General features: G+C 40.4%; 19 protein-coding genes. 7 read left to right on the top strand and 12 right to left on the bottom strand.

The features are described from left to right. Window positions 1-57 precede the first annotated feature (57 nt). Window positions 58-486: a hypothetical protein gene (locus VS868_RS14535; RefSeq protein WP_345598478.1), complete on the top strand. Its 429-nt coding sequence runs from the start codon at window positions 58-60 to the stop codon at window positions 484-486. A 45-nt stretch (window positions 487-531) separates the two neighbouring features. Here VS868_RS14535 and pncA read toward each other — a convergent pair whose 3' ends face one another. From pncA to VS868_RS14550, 3 genes are read right to left on the bottom strand one after another with little or no spacing between them, the layout of a single operon-like run. Continuing rightward, entirely contained in the window at window positions 532-1137 is a 606-nt protein-coding gene (pncA, locus tag VS868_RS14540; protein ID WP_266068521.1) for a bifunctional nicotinamidase/pyrazinamidase, read from the bottom strand. After that, window positions 1134-2546 carry a nicotinate phosphoribosyltransferase gene (locus VS868_RS14545; RefSeq protein ID WP_266068522.1) on the bottom strand — a complete coding sequence of 471 codons (1413 nt, stop codon included), beginning with the start codon at window positions 2544-2546 and terminating at the stop codon, window positions 1134-1136. Before VS868_RS14545 ends, pncA begins: the two co-directional genes overlap by 4 nt. Window positions 2547-2582: 36 nt before the next feature. Next, the gene (locus VS868_RS14550) at window positions 2583-3479 is read right to left on the bottom strand and encodes a transporter (protein ID WP_266068524.1); all 897 of its coding nucleotides are present in this window, start codon (window positions 3477-3479) and stop codon (window positions 2583-2585) included. 105 nt (window positions 3480-3584) lie between these two features. Here VS868_RS14550 and VS868_RS14555 point away from each other — a divergent pair, with 105 nt between their 5' ends. Genes VS868_RS14555 through VS868_RS14570 form a run of 4 tightly spaced genes read left to right on the top strand, consistent with a single transcriptional unit; the run spans window position 3585 to window position 9076 of the window. Next, window positions 3585-3863, top strand: coding sequence for a DUF4834 domain-containing protein (locus VS868_RS14555; RefSeq protein WP_266068526.1), 279 nt, complete (start codon window positions 3585-3587; stop codon window positions 3861-3863). A 24-nt stretch (window positions 3864-3887) separates the two neighbouring features. After that, window positions 3888-6308: a YfhO family protein gene (locus tag VS868_RS14560; RefSeq protein WP_345598479.1), complete on the top strand. Its 2421-nt coding sequence runs from the start codon at window positions 3888-3890 to the stop codon at window positions 6306-6308. 21 nt (window positions 6309-6329) lie between these two features. Then, window positions 6330-7613 carry a glycosyl transferase family 1 gene (locus VS868_RS14565; protein WP_345598480.1) on the top strand — a complete coding sequence of 428 codons (1284 nt, stop codon included), beginning with the start codon at window positions 6330-6332 and terminating at the stop codon, window positions 7611-7613. After that, window positions 7613-9076 (top strand): polysaccharide biosynthesis C-terminal domain-containing protein, encoded by a 1464-nt coding sequence (locus VS868_RS14570; RefSeq protein WP_345598481.1) that lies wholly within the window; start codon window positions 7613-7615, stop codon window positions 9074-9076. The genes VS868_RS14565 and VS868_RS14570 overlap by 1 nt, the downstream gene beginning before the upstream one ends. A gap of 86 nt (window positions 9077-9162) precedes the next feature. Here the strand turns inward: VS868_RS14570 and VS868_RS14575 are convergent, their stop codons facing one another. Further along, window positions 9163-10212, bottom strand: coding sequence for a hypothetical protein (locus VS868_RS14575; protein ID WP_345598482.1), 1050 nt, complete (start codon window positions 10210-10212; stop codon window positions 9163-9165). 260 nt (window positions 10213-10472) lie between these two features. Beyond that, a complete protein-coding gene (uvrA, locus tag VS868_RS14580; RefSeq protein ID WP_345598483.1) occupies window positions 10473-13259 on the bottom strand; it encodes an excinuclease ABC subunit UvrA in 2787 nt (928 codons plus the stop codon). A gap of 244 nt (window positions 13260-13503) precedes the next feature. Here uvrA and VS868_RS14585 point away from each other — a divergent pair, with 244 nt between their 5' ends. Continuing rightward, window positions 13504-14088, top strand: coding sequence for a sigma-70 family RNA polymerase sigma factor (locus tag VS868_RS14585; protein WP_266068534.1), 585 nt, complete (start codon window positions 13504-13506; stop codon window positions 14086-14088). Window positions 14089-14299: 211 nt separating this feature from the next. On the opposite strand, the gene nth is transcribed toward VS868_RS14585, so the two are convergent. Continuing rightward, window positions 14300-14962 carry an endonuclease III gene (gene nth / locus VS868_RS14590; RefSeq protein WP_345598484.1) on the bottom strand — a complete coding sequence of 221 codons (663 nt, stop codon included), beginning with the start codon at window positions 14960-14962 and terminating at the stop codon, window positions 14300-14302. A 32-nt stretch (window positions 14963-14994) separates the two neighbouring features. On the opposite strand from nth, the gene bcp reads away from it, so the two are divergent. Beyond that, window positions 14995-15444 (top strand): thioredoxin-dependent thiol peroxidase, encoded by a 450-nt coding sequence (gene bcp, locus VS868_RS14595; RefSeq protein WP_345598485.1) that lies wholly within the window; start codon window positions 14995-14997, stop codon window positions 15442-15444. 39 nt (window positions 15445-15483) lie between these two features. Here the strand turns inward: bcp and VS868_RS14600 are convergent, their stop codons facing one another. The 6 genes from VS868_RS14600 to VS868_RS14625 all read right to left on the bottom strand — a co-directional run bounded on the left by VS868_RS14600 (window position 15484) and on the right by VS868_RS14625 (window position 20069). Continuing rightward, window positions 15484-15858, bottom strand: a complete 375-nt coding sequence (locus tag VS868_RS14600) for a hypothetical protein (RefSeq protein ID WP_345598486.1) — start codon at window positions 15856-15858, stop codon at window positions 15484-15486. A gap of 6 nt (window positions 15859-15864) precedes the next feature. Beyond that, on the bottom strand, window positions 15865-17064 hold the full coding sequence (locus VS868_RS14605; RefSeq protein ID WP_266068540.1) for an alanine dehydrogenase: 1200 nt from the start codon (window positions 17062-17064) through the stop codon (window positions 15865-15867). Window positions 17065-17115: 51 nt separating this feature from the next. Then, complete coding sequence (locus VS868_RS14610) at window positions 17116-17415, bottom strand: hypothetical protein (protein WP_266068541.1); 300 nt, start codon at window positions 17413-17415, stop codon at window positions 17116-17118. A gap of 232 nt (window positions 17416-17647) precedes the next feature. After that, window positions 17648-17791: a hypothetical protein gene (locus tag VS868_RS14615; RefSeq protein ID WP_266068542.1), complete on the bottom strand. Its 144-nt coding sequence runs from the start codon at window positions 17789-17791 to the stop codon at window positions 17648-17650. Window positions 17792-18068: 277 nt separating this feature from the next. Continuing rightward, complete coding sequence (gene tsaE / locus VS868_RS14620) at window positions 18069-18473, bottom strand: tRNA (adenosine(37)-N6)-threonylcarbamoyltransferase complex ATPase subunit type 1 TsaE (protein WP_266068543.1); 405 nt, start codon at window positions 18471-18473, stop codon at window positions 18069-18071. Between the two features lie 45 nt (window positions 18474-18518). Further along, window positions 18519-20069 (bottom strand): bifunctional response regulator/alkaline phosphatase family protein, encoded by a 1551-nt coding sequence (locus VS868_RS14625; RefSeq protein ID WP_345598487.1) that lies wholly within the window; start codon window positions 20067-20069, stop codon window positions 18519-18521. Window positions 20070-20077 lie beyond the last annotated feature (8 nt).

Here is a 20077-nt window from a genome sequence, read left to right on the forward strand (position 1 = left end):
TTTTTTTATTGGTAACAGTAATCTTTTTGTAACTTAAGACTATAACCAAAAGCCGTTATGAAAAAGAAAAACATCTTAAAATTCCTTTTTCTGGTAGTTCTGTTTTATCCTTTATTCACACTGTTTAGTGCTGTTGGAAATTTAGGAGATGTTGGGCTGCAGGAGGCTCATGAGTCGGTATTAAATTACCAAATAAGCATCTGGGTGAGCTGGCTTGTGCTGGTTGTGGCTTCGGTGTATTTCAAATGGAACAAGCAAAAGAATTTCTTTTTCTTCTTTACTTATGCTTTCGTTTTGGTGGCTTTTGGCTTTCTTGGATATTTGGGTCAAAAATTAGTGACCCAATATGACCTACCCAACAAATTTATGGACGGTTATTCTTTTGGGGTACTTCATGCATTGCAGCACATTATAAGATCTGTGGTGCTCACTGGCTTTTTGCAAGCCGCAGTATGGTGGTTTACCCGAAGGTGGCACCGGCGTTAGTTATGAGTAAGAGTTTTGAGCTATGGGTGTCAAAAATGGCATTTTTCAAAGCTCTTTTGAATGAGTTATTCTTCCGCCATTTCTAATAATATCTTCTCTAATTTTATCAAATTCTTCCGGAAGAAGGGGCACGGCTGCGTCTTCGATCAGCGTTGCTTTAAAACCTGCTTTAAGGGCATCAAGTAAGCTGAAATAAACACAAATATCTGCAGCAAGTCCGCAAAAATAGAGTTCAACAGCTCCTCTTTCCTTTAAATATCCGCCAAGCCCAGTGATCTTCTTGTGGCCGTTATCAAAAAAGCCACTATAACTGTCTATTTCAGGGTCCATTCCTTTTCTAAAAATGGCTTCTATGGGTTTTGTTTCCAGGTTGGGATGAAAATCGGCTCCTTTTGTGCCCTGCACACAGTGCACCGGCCAAAGCTTTTGTTCCAGTCCATTAAGGTCAATTACCTCAAACTCGTTTTTTCCGGGATGATTTACGGCAAAGCTTTTATGCTCTTTTGGGTGCCAGTCCTGGGTGGCTATTACGAGTTCAAATTTCGGAAGAATTTGATTGATCACCGGGATGATCCTGTCTCCATCTTTAACTTCAAGTGCACCGCCCGGCATAAAATCTATTTGGGCATCTACTATGATGAGTGTTTTCATGATCTCTTATTTTTGTGTTCTTCGATCAGGGAATTTCTTTCATCCTTGAGTTTTCCACTTATACCTACTTTATAGATATGCGGATTAAAGAACCTCTTGTATTCCGTAGGAAGTTGTTCCAGTCTCTTTTTGCTGAATTCCTTTATTTCTTTGATACTGGTCTCTTTGTGAACCCTCTTTTGATCTTCCATGACCAGGCTCAAAAGTTCTTCTTTTTCTACATCGCCAACAAACCGGAACTTTAAAGGATCGTAGGGATGGTACATCATTTCAGGATTTCCTTCACCTGCCACACAAACCACGTCAGCACCCAAAAAGTTACCTGAATCATCAAGCAATCTATACACTTGCTTGCGATGTGGCAGGGTTACTTTAGCAATAGTTTCCGAAAGTTTGATCCTGGGCTTGTTCTTAAAAAGAGATAGTTTATAGACGCCATCCAGGGCGGCATCGGGCTTTCCTGTAACCAGGTTTGTTCCCACCCCAAAAATATCTATAGGCGCTTCCTGATCGAGCAAACTCTTGATAAGATGCTCGTCCAGCTGATTGGAAACTGATATTTTTACGTAATCCAGCCCCGCTTTGTCCAACATCTCACGAGATTTTCTTGCTAAATAAGCAAGGTCACCGCTATCGAGCCTAATTCCCTTGAGCTTTTCGCCACGGCTTTCCATCTCTTTACCAACCTGTATGGCATTAGGAATTCCGCTCTTCAAGGTATCGTAAGTGTCTACCAGTAAAATGGCATTTTTGGGATGAATTTCAGCAAAATCCCTGAATGCATCCAGCTCGTTTTCATAACTCTGAATAAAGGAATGCGCCATGGTGCCTGAAACCGGAAAGTGAAAATCCCTTCCGGCACGGGTATTACTTGTGGCTTCAAAGCCGCCGATAATAGCTGCCCTGCTCGCGTGATAGCCACCAAACCCCTGTGCTCTTCTAAGTCCGAAATCTATCAACGTACTGCCTTTAGCCTGAATAGCCATTCTTGCTGCTTTTGTAGCAATGAGCGTCTGGAAATTCAGCACATTCAAAAGTAGGGTTTCAATGATCTGAGCTTCAATGATATTTGCCTCTACTCTCACCACGGGAGCACCGGGAAATACCACGTCTCCTTCTTTCATGCTGAAGATCTTTCCGCGGAAGCGAAAATCTTTAAGGTAGTCGAGGTATTCTTTAGAGAAGTTTTGAGTGCTGAGAAACTCCAGGTCTTTATCTGAAAATTTAAAATCCTGAAGGTAATCCAGGAGGGTTTCGAGCCCGGCGAATATTGCAAAGCCCCCTTCAAAAGGTAATTTCCTGAAAAAATAATCGAAAATGGCAGTCTCTTCTGCTTCTCCTTTGCTGAAGTATACCTGTCCCATTGTGAGCTGGTACTGATCTGTGTAAGTACCGCTTATATCTATCATGCCAGATGCTTTAAATTTATGTTCTGTTTAGAATAATTAGAGTTCTTGTTGCGCTTCAAGGTACTGGTCTTGCTTGTGCCAGTCAAACCTGTAAGAAACTCCGGTAGCAACCTGCCATCTCGAAGGTGTGTCTTTGAAATTGATAAGCCCTGAGATATCTGCCTGGAAGTTTTTGTGAAAGAGGTAAGCAAAACCGCCACGAACAATCTCATCGCTGTAGATATCGCTGATCAATGTCTGGAATTCTCCAAACACTGCAAACTTCTTTGAGAAAGAGTGGGTGAGCGTACCTATACCCGAATAAGTTGGAGAATCATCTCCAATCCTGTCGGCAATAATGTTAAGGACCAGGACCCAGGGACCCCAGTTGTTTTGAGAAATTACAGCGGCACGAGGTGAGAATTTTGACTGCCCCTCATAGAGAAACGGGTTGTCACCGAATGAAAAATTGGCGCCGGCATACAAAGATACTGCGGGTACCAGGGTACTCCAGTCAAAGCGTTGATTGGCCTTCCAGCTGTAAAGATTGGGTTTCTTCTCTTTTGCATCTTTATTGGGGTCGTATACGAGGTATTTTACTCCTATGGCATTAGCATCGAAATTGGATATTTCGTAAGCCTCGTTGTTGGCTCCAACCACGTAATTGGTGGTTTGATTGAGGTAAGACCCCATCAGGTTGATCTCGAGCTCTTCAAAGAGGAACCCAAATCTTATGGCGTAATCTATTCCCCAAAGATCGGTATCCGTCTGTAGCAGCTCATGAGTGTCGTTCCCTAATTTTGCCCCGGTTTCTACCTGAAGCACCATGGGCCCTACAGCAAAAGCCCCCTGGGAATTTCCGGGCCTGTTTGAATTAATGGTTTCTGTATATTGAGCAGTGGCATTAAAACTTCCGAAGAAACAAAAGAGAAAAAAAGTCAGGTAGATCCTCATATTAGAGCTGATTGGTGATGATCAAATATAGAGTTTTTCTCATTTTTTTTGGTTGCAGCAATGGTTTTCTTTGAGTAGAATAGTAATTTTACCAAAACTTTTAGAATGCACGAAGCTTCATTGACCGAGGTATTGAGGGTGTTACTTATAGTCCTTCTTGTTTACTTTGGTTTAAAATTATTAATACGCTGGTTTGGCCCCATACTACTTCGTTGGGTCTTAAAGAAGATTGGAAAGAAGTTTGAACAGCGTTTTAGCCAGTTTGATCCTGGCAGAGGTCAACAACGCCAACAGGGTGAGGTGAGCATTGAAAAAAAGCCTAAAAGCACCCCCAAATCAAAGAATGACGTGGGAGAGTATATCGATTATGAAGAAATTGACTAATTTCCGCTCCAAAACTCTCTTCGTATGAATTTTTCCCTAAAGAAAGTACTGCCTCACATTTTTGTTTTCCTGGGATTTATTATAATTTCTCTTGCCTACTTCTATCCTGTACTTCAGGGGAAGGAAATCTACCAGAGTGATATTGCCCAGTATATAGGGATGTCCCGTCAACAAAATGATTTTAGGGCCGAGACAGGCGAGGAGCCGTACTGGACCGATGCTGCTTTTGGTGGGATGCCCACGTACCAACTGGGTGCAAATTATCCTCATAACTACATTAAAGAACTGGACAGAACCCTGCGTTTTTTACCCCGCCCAGCCGATTATCTATTTCTGTACTTCCTGGGGATCTATATTTTACTTCTGGTCCTAAAAATTGATTACAGGCTGGCCTTTTTGGGAGCACTGGCTTTCGGGTTTTCTACCTATCTCATTATTATACTTGGAGTAGGGCACAACGCAAAAGCTCATGCCATTGCCTATATGCCGTGGGTGATAGGCGGTATTTTGCTGTGCTTCAGGCAAAAATATATTATAGGATTTTTACTGCTGGCCTTCGGAATGGCACTGGAAATAAGTGCTAATCACTTCCAGATGACTTTTTACCTACTCCTGCTGGTGATCGTAATAGGAATAGTGTATTTGATCGAAGCCTTCAGGAAAAAGACGTTACCCGAATTCTTTAAGGCACTTGCTGTGATGGTAGTTGCAGTAGTGTTGGCAATAGGCACGAATGCTACCAATCTTTTGGCCACCCAGGAATATGCCGACTTTAGTACTCGTGGAGATACCGGACTTACTATTAACCCCGAAGGTACTCCAGAGAAGTCTAGCGGACTTGATTACAATTATATCACCGAATACAGTTATGGAGTTCTGGAAAGCTTTAATCTTTTCATACCGCGTTTTATGGGAGGTTCGAGCGCAGAAAACCTGGGGACAGATTCTGCCGTTTATTCGCAGTTGTTGCAGTTGGGCGCTAACCCGGTACAGGCGGCACAATTTGCAGAAGCAGCCCCCACTTACTGGGGAGATCAACCTTTTGTGGGTGCCCCGGCCTATGTTGGCGCCACGGTACTTTTTCTGTTTGTCTTTGCACTTTTTCTGGTGCGGGGAAAACTGAAATGGTGGGTAGTTGGAGGTTCCCTGTTGGCCCTGATACTCTCATTTGGTAAAAACTATCCTTTTGAATTTATAACCCGCTTCTTTATTGAATATGTGCCGCTTTACAACAAATTCAGGGCGGTGTCTTCAATTCAGGTGATTTTAGAATTGTGTATTCCGGTGCTTGCTATCGCCGGGCTTTCCCGGTTGTTCTTTAAAGAAGAAAGTGTGGAAAGAAAAGTTTATTCAATAAAATGGGCCACAATAATTACGGGCGGTATTGCCTTATTGTTCCTGCTGTTTAGGGGAGCTTTCAGTTTTACAGGCGCAAGCGACGGAGTGCTAATTCAGCAGCTGGGGCCCGAGTTTGTGAGGGCATTAAAGGAAGATCGCAAAGCCGTCTTTACGGCTGACGCCATTCGTTCCCTGGTGTATGTGCTGCTCACTGCCGCAGTACTCTGGTTTTTTGTGAAACAAAAACTTAACCGGAATTTGACATTTTTGGGACTTGGGTTGCTCATTCTTGTTGATTTAGTTGGCGTTGATAAAAGATACGTTGATAGCGAAGATTTTGTAAGATCAAGTGTGGTGAACAGGCCTTTCCAGGCTACTGAAGCCGATAGGGAGATTATGAGGGATGAGAGCCACTACAGGGTTTTTGACCTTACCGGCAGTCCTTTTAATACGGCCCGCACATCATTTTTCCACAATTCTATAGGAGGTTATCATGCCGCGAAGCCGGGCAGGATGCAGGAACTTTATGACTTTTATTTGTCACAAAACAATCTGCAGGTGCTCAATATGCTCAACACCAAATACTTCATTATTCCTACGGAAGAGGGTGCTGTAGCTCAGGCAAATCCTGAAACTAATGGCAATGCATGGTTCATTCAGGAAGTGAAAATGGTAGAGAACGCGAATGAAGCTATTCAGGCGCTCGATGGTATCAACACCAAAAGAGTGGCGGTTGTAGACGATGATTTTGCTGAATTCCTTCCAAAAAAGCAGTTTGAAGCCGATAGTACAGCGAGTATTGAATTAGTTTCTTATCAGCCGAATGAATTGATCTACCGTGCTTCCGCAGAAAGTGATCGTATGGCGGTTTTTTCTGAAATATATTACCCGCATGGGTGGCAAGCTTATATTGACGGTGAGAAAGTTCCGCATTTTAGAGCAAATTACGTGCTGCGGGCAATGATGGTGCCTGTAGGAGAACACGAGATCACCTTTAGGTTTGAGCCAGAAGTAGTAAAGACGGGAAGTTCAATTGCGTTAGCCAGTTCTATAGTTTTAGGGCTCTTGTTGATTGGTGGTCTTTTCTGGAAGATACGACGTAAGTAATTTGACATTTTAAGCAGGGCTATGAAAAAAGTACTTATAGTTACTTATTACTGGCCCCCGGCCGGTGGCCCCGGGGTGCAACGGTGGCTTAAATTTGTAAAATATCTTCCTGAAAATGGAATAGAACCTATAGTTTATACCCCCGAAAATCCTCATTACCCTCTGAAAGATACCAGTCTTGAAGACGAAATTCCTTCAGAAATAAAGGTGCTCAAAAATGCCATTTTTGAACCCTATGCTGTCGCCGGAATGCTGTCAAAAAAGGATACGGAAAAGATTAGCTCCGGAATTATTCCGAAGGAACAAAAGCAGGGCTTTTTGCAGAAGTTCATGCTGTTCATTCGGGGTAACTTCTTTATTCCCGATGCGCGGAAGTTCTGGATAAAACCTTCAGTAAAATATCTTACAAGCTACCTGAAGGAGCATGAAATTGATACGATAATTACTACAGGGCCGCCCCACAGTATGCACCTTATTGGTATGGAGCTTAAAAAAACAATGGGTGTAAAGTGGCTGGCCGATTTTCGCGATCCCTGGACGCAGATTGGGTACCACAGCAAGTTAAAACTGCTTCCCGCTTCCCGTAAAAAACACCAGGAACTGGAAAAAGAGGTGCTGCAGAGCGCCGAAAAAATTATAACCACCAGTTTTACCACTAAAGCGGAATTTCTTTCAAAAACGAAGAGGCCTGTTGAAGTAATTACTAACGGATATGATGTTGAGAAGGTAGAAAAACTTCCGATGGACGAAAAGTTTAGTATTTCGCATATAGGCTCGTTGCTTTCAGGAAGAAATCCGGAGAATCTATGGCAGGCGATTTCAGAGTTAATTACCGAAAATGAAGATTTTGCAAAAGATTTTCAGCTTAAGCTTGTGGGAGCAGTGGGAGATCCGGTTTTGGAGAGTATTCAAAAATGGCATTTGGAAGAGTGGTTGGTTTTAAAGAATTACGTGTCTCATTCAGAAGCTTTACAATTGCAGAAAAGTTCGCAGTTGCTCCTGCTAATTGAAATAGATAGTGAGGAAACAAAGGGAATAATTCCTGGGAAATTGTTTGAGTATATGGTGAGTGAACGTCCCATTCTTGCGGTAGGGCCTGTAGATGCCGATATTGAAAAGATCATTAGAGAAACCAATACAGGGTCTTATTTTCTGTACCCTCAAAAAGGGGAAATTAAGGCTTACATTTTAGAGAAGTATGAACTCTTCAAAAAAGGCGAATTAAGGTCGTATCCCATTGGTTTGCAGCAGTACAGCAGGAGTGCCCTTGCAAAAAGATTGGCAAATCTAATAAAGCAGTTGTAATGGGAATTATTGTAAGCCAATCGGCCAAAAACCTTGCTACCACTTATGTTGGTTTTGGAATCGGTGCCATCAATACTTTATTTCTCTATACCAATTTTCTTACGCCCGAGTATTATGGGCTCGTTGGTTTTCTATTATCGGCTGCTAGTCTTATTTGGCCGTTAATGGCTTTTGGAGTGCACAATACCCTGGTGAAGTTTTATACTTTTTACGATTCTAAAGAAGAAAAGGACAGGCTACTGAGTGTAATCCTGCTTTTGCCGCTGGGAATTTCCCTGATATTGGGTTTGATCGGGTACTTCTCATATGACTTGCTACTCGATTATTTTTCAGACGGGGAGGGGCTTGTAAAACCTTATATCTGGCTCATTTTTGTCATTGCCCTGGCGACTTCATATTTTGAGATTTTCTTTTCGTGGGCAAAGGTGGCCTATAAAAGTGTCTTCGGAAATTTTATGAAGGAAGTTTTTCACAGGGGATGTATTTCTCTGCTTCTTCTTGCGGTTTACTTCGGATATCTTTCGGTGGAAGAATTTGTTTATGCCGTGGGTGCAGTTTTTGTGTTAAGACTGGTTCTAATGATGTTTTATGCCTTCAATTTGTACTTTCCGAAACTTAGTTTTTCATTTCCGAAGAATAAAAGTTTTATCCTGAAGTATTCTGCTTTAATTCTCATAGCAGGTTCAGTAGCAATGGTTTTACTCGATCTTGATAAAGTGATGATTGAAAGGTTTCTTCCTATTGAAATGGTTGCGGTGTATGGGATTGCGGTTTATATTTCTTCTGTAATCGCTGTTCCTTCGCGGGCGATGCACCAAATAACGTATCCAATGACGGCTACGCTGCTCAATAAAAAAGATAAAAAAGGACTTTTAGAGCTCTATGAAAAAAGTTCCCTGAATTTACTGATAATAAGCGGACTTATCTTTTTAGTGATCATTACTAATATTTCCCAGCTTTACGCCCTCATTCCCGACGAATACCAGATTAGCTATGTGATTGTAATTTTGATTAGTGCTGTGAAGCTTTACGATAACCTGCTGGGGAACAACAATAGTATTCTTTTTAATTCAGATTATTACCGCCTGGTGCTGGCCATTGGTGTTTTTCTGGCTGTGCTGGCGTTTGTTCTCAATATTTTGCTTATTCCCGTTCTCGGACTTTTAGGAGCGGCCCTGGCAACCTTTTTAGCTTTTGCCTGTTACAATACAGTAAAGTTGATCATTGTGCTCAGAAAATTTAAAATACATCCATTTTCAAAAGAGACAGCTTACAGTCTGCTTCTCATCCTGATATTTGGGTTAGGATTTTACTTCTGGGAATTTTCATGGCACCCGGTGATCAATATAGTGCTTAAATCTGGAATCATCGGAATGCTCTACGTCCTGGTGATCTATGTGCTAAAATTATCTCCCGAGATAAATAAGATCATTGTAAAGACCTTGAGACTTCCGCAGAGATAGATTTTAAGGCAGCAGGGGTATTAAAATAAAAATCTCCGGCGCTTATGCAACCGGAGATTTACCAACTAACCAACCAAACTAATTATTTAATCTCTTCCCCGAGAACTTCTGGTCTCTCTTGCAGGAGTTGAGGTTTCTGTAGCGGGATTAACCGTCTCTGCCGACCTTCTTGTCCTGCTCTCTGCCTGTACGCTTCTTTGCGGAAAAGTGTTTATTGAAGTGCTATTTCTATTTGTACTTCGTTGTTCATTCCGTACAGAACGATTTTCTGTGCGGCTTTGTCGGACTTCCTGTTGTTGAACTGCAGGAGTTTCAGTTCTTGAAGTCCTTGTTCTTTGTACTGCTTTTTCTCTTGAAGGTAACATCTGCTGAGAATCCCTGTAATTATTTCTTGCCTGCGGCACAGATACTGGGGCATTTGTAGCAGTAGCATTTTCAATTCTTTCCTGCTTCTGTGCTTCTGTCCTTCTTCCACGGTGATAGGAGGTAACCCTGTCGCCCGGTTTGTAGTAGCTCTTCTGAAAAGAATTCCTGTCAAAATGATTGTTATAATAGTACTTTTTATAGCTGTTGTACTTCATTCTGTAAGGTTCATAATACAGGCGGTAAGGCTGATTGTAAACCACAGAGAAGTTTGTAGGCCTCATGTAATAATCATGCCATGGCCTATAAATGTAATTTACATTTCTATTGTTTATAAAACCTGAAGTATGACTATACCTGTGGTAAGGATCGTAATGCACAAAGAGGTTCCCAACCCTGTTCACCATTCCGAAAGCATTATACCTTATCTGAACCCGTCCGGCCTGAATAATTCTTCCGTAGTAATCATAATAAACCGGTACATTCTCAATTTGAATTACAGCACCGTAATCGTCGTACTGTACAAAGGGACCGTAGTTATAACCGGAATTATAGCTGTAATTAATATGAGGAGAAACCCTCTGGAAATTTGCCTGTGGATGAAAGAAGAAATCAAACTGCCCATCTGGAAAAACGGCAAATTCAACCCCTCTTTCCACAAAAATGAAAGCTTCTTCATAAGCCCTGCGATCAAAATTTTCCTGTGCTTCAGGAGAGGCATTGGAGGTAACACCTACAAGCATCATTGTCAATAAGAGGTAAATTTTTTTCATGATAAATGGATTTGAGGTTAAGACCTGTGTACTCGTTAAAAAAAGTACATTAACTTATATTCAAACTACGTGCCACAAATTAGAAAACCCCGCGAACATTAAGCTCAACGGGGTTTCCAAACTAACCAACCAAAAATTATTAATTACAATCTAATTATGTAAACATTACTCTTGCAATTATTAATTCTGATTCAAAGGCTGTGCCAAGATTCTAAATTTGATCTTTTATAGTGTTAAATTCTAAGCTGGAATATATGCTTCTATAATTTTTCCTTGAGAAAAGGAGCCGTATAGGATTTTTTGTTCTTTGCTACTTCTTCAGGGGTTCCCGCAGCAATAAGTTGGCCGCCTGTGTCACCACCTTCAGGTCCCAGGTCAATAACATGATCGGCACATTTTACAAGATCCATATTGTGCTCAATTACAATTACCGAATGCCCTTTTGCTAAAAGTACATTAAATGATTTGAGTAGCTTTTGAATATCGTGAAAATGTAAACCTGTGGTGGGTTCATCAAAAATGAACAACGCCTTTTCTTTTGAGCTTCCTTTTACCAGGAAAGAAGCTAATTTGATCCGCTGGGCTTCCCCACCCGAAAGTGTAGAAGAGCTTTGCCCGAGCTGGACATAACCAAGACCCACATCCTGCAGTGGTTTTAGCTTTGCAGTAATTTTTTCTTCCCCATTTTCAGAGAAAAAAGCAACAGCATCATCAATGGTCATGCTAAGCACGTCATCTATATTCTTTCCGGCGAAGTTCACTTCTAAAACTTCCTTTTTAAAACGCTTGCCATTACAGGTTTCACAAATTAGGTGAACATCGGCCATGAACTGCATTTCAATCGTTACTTCCCCTTCGCCTTTACAGGTTTCACAACGCCCGCCATCTACATTGAACGAAAAATGCTTGGGTTTGTAACCGCGAATATCACTTAGCTTTTGATTGGAGAACAGGTTCCTAATATCGTCATAGGCTTTAATGTAGGTCACGGGGTTGGAGCGTGAAGAACGGCCAATAGGATTCTGATCTACAAATTCAATGGTGGTAACATTTCCAAACTTCCCCTCAATTCGGGTAAACTGTCCGGCTTTTTCTCCATAGCCACCAATTTCCTTGCGCAGGGCAGGATAAAGTATTTTTTTGATCAGAGTACTTTTTCCACTTCCTGAAACCCCCGTTACGGCTGTAAAAACACCTAGCGGAAATCTTACATCCAAATTTTTAAGGTTGTTCTCCCTGGCGCCTATAATGTCAACAAAGTATTTATAATCCCGTCTTTTAGAAGGAACTTTGATCTCAAGAACGTTGTTGAGGTATTGTGCGGTGAGAGAATCTGAAATAAGAATATCAGCATAGGTCCCGGCAGCAACGACTTCTCCGCCGTTGGTGCCGGCTTCAGGACCAATGTCAATAATCTCGTCTGCAGCTTTCATGATATCTTCATCATGTTCTACGACAATTACAGTATTACCAAGATCACGAAGAGATTTAAGGACTTCAATGAGCTTTAACGTATCGCGGGGATGCAATCCAATAGAAGGTTCATCAAGAATATACATAGAACCCACAAGGCTACTGCCGAGGGAGGTGGCGAGGTTAATTCGCTGAGATTCTCCTCCCGAGAGGGTGTTCGATTTTCTATTTAAAGTCAAATAATTGAGGCCTACTTTTAAAAGAAATCCAAGCCTGTTGTTTATTTCGGTAAGCAGCCTTTTTGCAATGGCGGCATCTGATTCATTTAAGTCTAAGTTTGTAAAGAAGTCGGCTATTTTATTGACCGGCATTTCTACCAGTTGGGTAATTGTAGCTCCTCCTACCTTTACATAATTAGCTTCGGGGCGCAACCTTTTTCCTTTACATACAGAACATTTTGTTTTTCCGCGATAGCGGGAAAGCATTACACGGTTCTGAATTTTATAAGCCTTGGATTCCAGGAAAGCAAAGAATTGATTTAATCCTTCAAAATACTGGTTCCCATTCCAGATAAGATCTTTTTGCTCCTGTGTGAGTTCAAAATAAGGCTTGTGAATTGGGAAATTGAATTTGTGGCTGTTATTTACCAATTGATCCCTGTACCAGCTCATGCTGTCACCACGCCACGGAAAAATGGCATTTTCGTACACCGATAAACCGGTATTGGGAATGACAAGATCTTCGTCAATACCAATCACATCTCCATAACCTTCGCATTTTGGGCAGGCACCATAAGGATTATTGAAGCTGAACAAATGCACGTTAGGCTCCAGAAAAGTCATGCCGTCAAGCTCAAACTTATTACTGAACTGCCTGATCTTACTGTCTGATAAACTTTCAATGAATAATTCCCCTTTCCCTTCAAAAAAGGCAGTTTGAGCAGCATCTCCAAGCCTATTTAAAAAATCTTCATCATCTTTCACCACAATCCTGTCTACTACAAGAAACAGGTCTTTTTCTGCTATTTTTGAAAGGTCAGCTTCATCGATCCGCAGTACATCACCTTTGTACTTTATACGGCTGTATCCCTGTTGTAGCAAAACTTTCAGTTTTTCCTGTGGCGTGCGACTTTGTTCTACATGAACAGGTGCCAAAAGTAGCATTTTTGACCCCTCAGGAAAAGATTGTACATAATTCACTACATCGGTAACAGTATCTTTTTTCACTTCCTCTCCCGAAACAGGGGAGTAGGTTCTTCCAATTCGGGCAAAAAGGAGTTTCAGGTAATCGTATATTTCCGTAGAAGTTCCAACGGTTGAACGTGGATTGGTGGAATTTACCTTTTGTTCGATTGCAATAGCCGGGGCAATCCCTTTTATAGAGTCTACCTGTGGCTTGTTCAGCCTTCCCAGGAACTGTCGGGCATAAGATGATAAACTTTCAACGTACCGGCGTTGGCCTTCGGCGTACAAGGTATCGAAAGCCAAAGATGATTTTCCCGATCCCGAAAGCCCGGTTAGAACCACCAGCTTATTCCGGGGAATTACTACGTTTATATTCTTTAGGTTATGAAGGCGTGCTCCTTTTATTATTATGTTCTCTTTTGGATCTACTCCTGAGATATCTACTTGCATACTTTATTTTGTGTTGTAACAGCAAAGGTACTCAAACTTCAAATTTTTGAGTAAGGTGTGTGGTATAATAACTGTTTCTGTGCTAACATGTTAAAAACATTAACCTTTTATTTGCATTAGTGAATTTTTTCCTTTTATATTTGCTGATATAATCTAAAATCATTTTTGCCTATTGCATAAAGTTACTTTGAACTTGTAATAACTAACCCCCAGGCCACCCCAACAGCCTGCAAAAGTAACTCTTATGGATAACGCCGAGGCAAATGATGCTTTGCTCGTAAAGAGCTATATGGAAGGAGACGAGCAGTCACTTTCTATTCTTATCAACCGTCATCAACAACGAATTTACAGTTTTATCTTTTCGAAGGTCTTTGATAAAGATGTTGCTGAAGATATCTTTCAGGATACCTTCATTAAAGTGATCAAAACCCTGAAAAGAGGAAAATACAACGAAGAAGGGAAGTTTCTTCCGTGGGTGATGCGTATTGCTCATAACCTGGTGATAGATCACTTCAGAAAAAACAAAAGGATGCCCAAGTTTGAGAACAGTGGCGACTTTAACATTTTTTCTGTGTTGTGCGATTCAGGTTTAAATGCCGAAAAACAGATCATCAAAGATCAGATTGAGGCAGATGTTCAGGAGCTAATTAAAGAATTACCTGAAGATCAACTGGAAGTGCTGGTTATGAGGATCTATAAAGACATGAGTTTTAAAGAAATTTCAGAAAGAACCGGCGTAAGTATTAACACGGCATTGGGGAGAATGAGGTATGCTTTGATCAATCTTCGAAAAGTTATTGAAAAGCACAATTTAGTTTTAACTAATTAGCACAATAAGATTAGCGTCTGGCCGTTATTATGTTACAACTTTAAAAGTTCAATAATGGCGAAACTCTACTCTCGAAAAAAATTGCAACCCATGAACCCAAAAAAGGAAACCATAAGCTTCCTTTTAAGCTATTCTAAAGCTTTAAGAATAAACACTTACAAGAAGCTGGAATTTGAATCAATTTTAAACTAATTGAACAAAAAAAGATCTGCTAACGGCGGATCTTTTTTTTGTGATATTCTTCCAAAATTGTTTTGCGGCCTATGGTTTTGGTGATGATATCCTTCTCCAGGTTCCATCCTCTTGCGGGGGAATATTCCCTGCCGTACCAAATGATTTGAAGGTGAAGCTCATTCCATAATTCCTTCGGAAAAAGGCGTTTTGCGTCCTTCTCTGTCTGTACCACATTTTTCCCGTTAGAGAGATTCCATCTGTACATGAGCCGGTGGATATGTGTATCTACAGGAAATGCCGGGATGTTGAATGCCTGGGAAATTACCACGCTGGCGGTTTTATGCCCAACGGCAGGAAGCTCTTCGAGTGCATCAATATCTTCTGGTACCTCGCCGTTGTATTTTTCAATAAGAATCTTTGAAAGGCCGTAGATGCCTTTAGCTTTCATAGGAGATAAGCCTACAGGTTTTATTATCTCCCTGATCTCTTCTTCGGAAAGTTTTACCATCGCATAAGGATTGTCTGCTCTCGCGAAGAGTAAAGGAGTGATTTGATTGACCCTAACATCTGTACTTTGCGCTGAAAGCAGCACGGCAATCAGCAGGGTATAAGGATCTTTATGATCTAATGGAATAGGGACGTTTGGGTAAATATCTGCTAAAGTGTCTATGACAAATTGAACTTTTTCCTGCTTGGTCATTAATGTGTAACTTTGAAACAAAAGTACTAATTATGACAACACTTCAACCAGGCGATAAAGCGCCCAATTTTTCAGCCACAGATCAGGAAGGGAAAAAACATACTCTGGAAGATTATAAAGGAAAAAAATTAGTCATCTTCTTTTACCCTAAAGCGAGTACTCCAGGTTGTACTGCCGAGGCTTGCAATTTGAGAGACAATTATGAAGCTTTTCAGGCTAAAGGTTATGAAATTTTAGGAGTAAGTGCCGATTCACCAAAGCGGCAGCAGAACTTTAAAGAGAAGAATAACCTGCCTTTTCCATTGTTGGCCGATGAAGACAAAGAAGTGATCAATGCCTTTAAGGTATGGGGTCCAAAGAAATTTATGGGAAAAGAATACGACGGAATTCACCGCACCACTTTTGTTATTGATGAGCAGGGTGTAATTGCTGATGTGATTTCAAAAGTAAAGACTAAAGAGCACGCGGGGCAAATCCTTTAAAGGATTAAATTAAATGGATAAGGAATAATATTATGAATGTTATTCTTTCTTCCAGATCTTCTGAAGGGTGGCAAGAGAATCACAGTTCTCGAAAAGCATTTCCAGTTCTCCTGAATCTGAATCTCCTGTCACCATATAAACTTTACAGGAATGGGGATCTGTATTGCTGCGGCTGAAATCTACATCTCCTTTATGCAGAACTCGGGTAATAGAGGCTGTATCTATTTGCAGCCTCTCAATCTCAGAAATGGCTTCCTGGGAATATGCTCTTTCCTTTATCCTAATATTCTTAAGTACGCGTGCATCGGGGCCGTAAGCGCAGGAAGTTTTTTTTCCGCTAAGAAAAAACGCAAGTATGACCAATCCTATGGCAAAACCTCCAAGGTAATAGCCGAGTCTGTGAATAAATTTCATGGAGCATTAAAAAATAAGCAGGTTGATATCTCTATAAGAAAGATCAAACCATTCAGCAATAGATTTGTTGGTTAAAATTCCGTGGTAAAAGTACAAACCATTTCGCAGACCTCTGTCAAATCTTAAGGTATTTTCAAGGCCACCCTGTTCTGCGATGTGTAGTAGATAGGGTGTAAAAATGTTGCTTATAGAAAGGGAAGCAGTTCTGGCATATCGGGACGGGATGTTAGGAACGCAATAATGAACCACTCCGTTCTTAACAAACGTGGGCTTATCGTGAGTGGTAATCTCACTGGTCTCAAAGCAACCTCCCATATCTATACTCACATCTATAACCACAGCACCTTTCTTCATGTGTTCTACCATAGTCTCGGTAACGAGGATAGGGGAACGGTTTTTCCCCCGAACAGCACCTATGACCACATCACTTCTTTTTAAAGCTTTGATGAGATTCTTTGGCTGAATGGTAGATGTATGTAAGGGCCTTCCAAGATTTGCCTGCACTGCCCTTAATCTGGTAAGGGAATTATCAAAAATCTTGACATTTGCACCCAGGCCAAGTGCAGAGCGGGCGGCAAATTCACCTACTGTACCGGCACCAAGAATGGTGACTTCAATGGGGGGAACTCCGCTAATGTTTCCAAACATAAGTCCGTTCCCAGCAGGATTATTGCTCATAATTTCGGAGGCAATAAGTATAGAAGCTGTACCGGCAATCTCACTAAGAGCCCTAACCGCCGGGTAGGAACCATCGTCATCTTTTATAAATTCAAAAGCCAGGGCCGTAATTCTCTTGGAAGCCAGCTTTTGAAAATAGGCTTTCTTTTGTGTTTTTAGCTGAAGTGCTGATATAATGGTTGTCTGCGGATTCACCATATCAAGTTCCTCGAGGGTAGGAGGTTCTACCTTAAGGATCATGGGGCAGGAAAAGACCTTCCTGGTATCTTTAGTGATTTCGGCTCCTGCCTCAGAATAATCTTTGTCACTGAATTTGGCGCCTTCCCCGGCATTGGATTCTATAAGTACTCGATGGCCATGTGCTGTCATGGCAGCTACCGCATCGGGACTAAGACAAACCCTCTTTTCCTGATAAGCGTTTTCTTTAGGGATACCAATAAATAACTGGCCTTTATGTTTATAGACTTCCAGGGTTTCTTCCTGCGGAATTAATTGTTCCCTGGTAAAGGGAGATAGCTGCTCTGTCATAATCTGTTGGTCACAAAGATAAAATTACGACATTTTTATGGAGTGAAAGAATTAGAGTTTAACGTAGTACTCTTCCTGAATTTCCCCATCTCGGGAAGTATCTTCTCTAAACGATTTGATCTCTTTATATTCTTTATCGGAAAACGGGGAGAAGGGGGAGATGTTTTCACGTTCAATTTCGGAGAGATCTATACCATAGATACGATCAAATACTTTAATCCTAATGAGGTAAACAATAGAAAGAATCAGGATAAAAAATGGAGCTAAGTAAATTAGATCGCCACTATCTAGATCAATTACATCTAAGTAAGCATCTTCATAGAAAGCAGAGATCATTTGATAAAGATACATTAATGCTGGAACTAATATAACGTGATACCACCAATGTTTGCAGGTGAAAAACCATATTATCAATAAAAGAAATGGAATTAATTTACTAAAATAAGTCCATGCAGCAGTCAATACATCTTGGTAATACTTACTCTCATAAGTAAAAAATGAATTTTCCCAAACAGGACTGCTTGGGAAAATTTCATATAAATAAAATAAATATGGGGAAAACCCTATAAATAATGCGATTAAACTACCCGTTAGTAGGAACGCGGATGAGCCTTCTATCGACGGCTGTTTTCTTAACTTCATTTTTATTGTCATTATCTGTGTTAGAAGTTACAAATAAAGTTGCTCCAAAGATAGATACGGCTAAGAAAAGGGCTTTAATTTTCATGATATAGTTTTTTAAGGTTGTGTATATTTCGATTTGTTGATACAAACCTATAAAAAACTAACCCGCTAATAATTAGTGCATTATTCGTACTTTTGCCGCCTTTTTGGAGAAATTATTTTTAAACTTTTAAAATATCATATTTTAATTAATACAGTTAAAATAATTATTAATTCGGTTAATGACCCTGAGATAATACATATATGTTAATAAAATGCAAAATATGAAAGAAAATTCTCACAGAAAATTTTCAACTTGCTATTAAAAATTTGGCGCTAAATTAACAAAACTTTAACTTCCTTAAATCATTTTCAAGTATTAAAATTTCCACTTTTTGATCCCCTTCTTCAATAAAATTTTGAATTTTTTGAGGCCATTCAATAAAATTCCAGTTGCCAGATTCAAGATATTCTTCAAAACCCATGTCCCAGGCTTCAGATTCATCATTGATTCTGTAAAAATCAAAGTGATTTACTGTTCCATTTTCAGTTTCGTAAACGTTTACAAGGGAAAAAGTTGGGCTACTGCCAGTATCTACGGCACCTAAGGCCTTTAAGAGGGCCTTTATTAAAGTTGTTTTACCCGCTCCCATTTCTCCATAGAACAATAGGGTTTTACTTCCAGATTTTTCCAGAAGTTTCCGGGCAACAGTTTCAATTTCAGATAGAAGGTAGGTTACTTCCATTCAAAAGTATTATGATTTGGGACTGTAAAGATAGTTAAAATCTTGTTACCTAGGTGATAAGACGCTAAAAGGGATGATCATTTCTTCCATTGATACTCCTCCGTGCTGAAAAGTATTTCTATAGTAGCTAACATAATGGTTGTAATTATTAGGGTATGCAAAGAAGAGGTCTCCTTTTGCAAAAATGAAGGAACTACTCATGTTAATGGCAGGAAGGTGTATAGTCTTTGGATTAGGTGCTGCCAAAACGTCTTTTTCCTCGTAAGTGAGGCTCTTTCCTGTTTTGTAACGCAGGTTAAGACTGGTTTGTTTATCACCTATCACTTTTGAGGGATTCTTTACATTAATAGTTCCGTGATCTGTAGTCACTATAAGTTTGAATCCGAGGTTTTGAGCTTGCTGGATAATCTCGAGCAGCGGGGAATTCTTAAACCAGCTTTGGGTAAGGGACCGGTAAGACTTATTAGTAGATGCAAGTTCTTTGATCACTTCCATTTCTGTCTTAGAGTGAGAAAGCATGTCAACAAAGTTGTAGACCACTACGGTAAGATCATTTTCTTTTTGGCTCTTAAAGTTTTCAACCAGTTTTTTACCGGCTTTGAGACTACTTATCTTGTGATACTCGTGTTTAATATCGCTGCCCAGTCTCTTTAGCTGTGCCTGTAGAAATTCGGCTTCATGAAGGTTTTTTCCGCCTTCGTCTGTGTCATTCTTCCATAAGTTGGGGTGGAGCTTTTCCATATCACTTGGCATAAGTCCCGAGAAAATAGCATTTCTGGCGTATTGCGTTGCTGTAGGCAGGATACTGTAAAAGGGGATTTCGAGCTCCTTCTTATAGTAGTTGTTCACTACCGGTTCAAATGCCCGCCATTGATCATATCTTAAATTATCTATTACCACCAGCAGCGTAGGCTGTTCTTTGCTTAATTCGGGAAGTATTTTTTCCCTGAACAAAGTATGTGACATGGTGGGGGCATCGGCATTCTTTTCAAACCATGCAGGATAATTCTTGTCTATGAATTTGCAAAACTGTGAGTTCGCTTCCGTTTTTTGAGATTCTAGGATCTCAAACATCCCGGTGTCTTCAATATTTTCGAGTTCCAGCTCCCAATATATAAGCTTTTGATAAAGTTCTGCCCATCCTTCAAAAGAATTGATCATGGCCATATCCATCGCGATTTTCCTAAATTCCTGTTGGTAGCTAGATGTGGTTTTTTCAGAAATAAGCCGGGAATGATCAAGGTTCTTTTTAATACTCAAAAGAATTTGATTGGGATTCACAGGTTTAATGAGGTAATCTGCTATTTTTGACCCTATAGCTTCCTCCATTATATATTCTTCTTCGCTTTTGGTGATCATTACCACCGGCACGTTTGCCTGTTTTTCCTTGATTTCTGAAAGCGTTTCCAGTCCAGATAAACCAGGCATGTTCTCATCCAGAAAGACTATATCAAAATTCTCCTTTTCTATTTCTTCTAAAGCTTCAGTCCCGCTTTGGCAGGTGTAAACTTTATAATTTTTACTTTCAAGGAATAGAATGTGAGGCTTAAGCAGGTCGATCTCGTCGTCTACCCATAATATTTTGATATCGTTCATATATGTAT

This window comes from Salinimicrobium sp. 3283s (genome assembly GCF_039602225.1).
GTDB lineage: Bacteria > Bacteroidota > Bacteroidia > Flavobacteriales > Flavobacteriaceae > Salinimicrobium > Salinimicrobium profundisediminis.

Excerpts from the sequence above, each read along its gene's own strand:
- VS868_RS14615 (WP_266068542.1), bottom strand. The coding sequence starts at position 17,791 with ATGAAAATTAAAGCCCTTTTCTTAGCCGTATCTATCTTTGGAGCAACT.
- VS868_RS14555 (WP_266068526.1), top strand. The coding sequence starts at position 3,585 with ATGCACGAAGCTTCATTGACCGAGGTATTGAGGGTGTTACTTATAGTC.
- VS868_RS14625 (WP_345598487.1), bottom strand. The coding sequence starts at position 20,069 with ATGAACGATATCAAAATATTATGGGTAGACGACGAGATCGACCTGCTT.
- VS868_RS14550 (WP_266068524.1), bottom strand. The coding sequence starts at position 3,479 with ATGAGGATCTACCTGACTTTTTTTCTCTTTTGTTTCTTCGGAAGTTTT.
- VS868_RS14570 (WP_345598481.1), top strand. The coding sequence starts at position 7,613 with ATGGGAATTATTGTAAGCCAATCGGCCAAAAACCTTGCTACCACTTAT.
- VS868_RS14560 (WP_345598479.1), top strand. The coding sequence starts at position 3,888 with ATGAATTTTTCCCTAAAGAAAGTACTGCCTCACATTTTTGTTTTCCTG.
- VS868_RS14600 (WP_345598486.1), bottom strand. The coding sequence starts at position 15,858 with ATGAAATTTATTCACAGACTCGGCTATTACCTTGGAGGTTTTGCCATA.
- VS868_RS14610 (WP_266068541.1), bottom strand. The coding sequence starts at position 17,415 with ATGTATCTTTATCAAATGATCTCTGCTTTCTATGAAGATGCTTACTTA.
- VS868_RS14575 (WP_345598482.1), bottom strand. The coding sequence starts at position 10,212 with ATGAAAAAAATTTACCTCTTATTGACAATGATGCTTGTAGGTGTTACC.
- VS868_RS14605 (WP_266068540.1), bottom strand. The coding sequence starts at position 17,064 with ATGACAGAGCAGCTATCTCCCTTTACCAGGGAACAATTAATTCCGCAG.
- pncA (WP_266068521.1), bottom strand. The coding sequence starts at position 1,137 with ATGAAAACACTCATCATAGTAGATGCCCAAATAGATTTTATGCCGGGC.
- VS868_RS14535 (WP_345598478.1), top strand. The coding sequence starts at position 58 with ATGAAAAAGAAAAACATCTTAAAATTCCTTTTTCTGGTAGTTCTGTTT.
- VS868_RS14545 (WP_266068522.1), bottom strand. The coding sequence starts at position 2,546 with ATGATAGATATAAGCGGTACTTACACAGATCAGTACCAGCTCACAATG.
- tsaE (WP_266068543.1), bottom strand. The coding sequence starts at position 18,473 with ATGGAAGTAACCTACCTTCTATCTGAAATTGAAACTGTTGCCCGGAAA.
- nth (WP_345598484.1), bottom strand. The coding sequence starts at position 14,962 with ATGACCAAGCAGGAAAAAGTTCAATTTGTCATAGACACTTTAGCAGAT.
- VS868_RS14585 (WP_266068534.1), top strand. The coding sequence starts at position 13,504 with ATGGATAACGCCGAGGCAAATGATGCTTTGCTCGTAAAGAGCTATATG.
- VS868_RS14565 (WP_345598480.1), top strand. The coding sequence starts at position 6,330 with ATGAAAAAAGTACTTATAGTTACTTATTACTGGCCCCCGGCCGGTGGC.
- bcp (WP_345598485.1), top strand. The coding sequence starts at position 14,995 with ATGACAACACTTCAACCAGGCGATAAAGCGCCCAATTTTTCAGCCACA.
- uvrA (WP_345598483.1), bottom strand. The coding sequence starts at position 13,259 with ATGCAAGTAGATATCTCAGGAGTAGATCCAAAAGAGAACATAATAATA.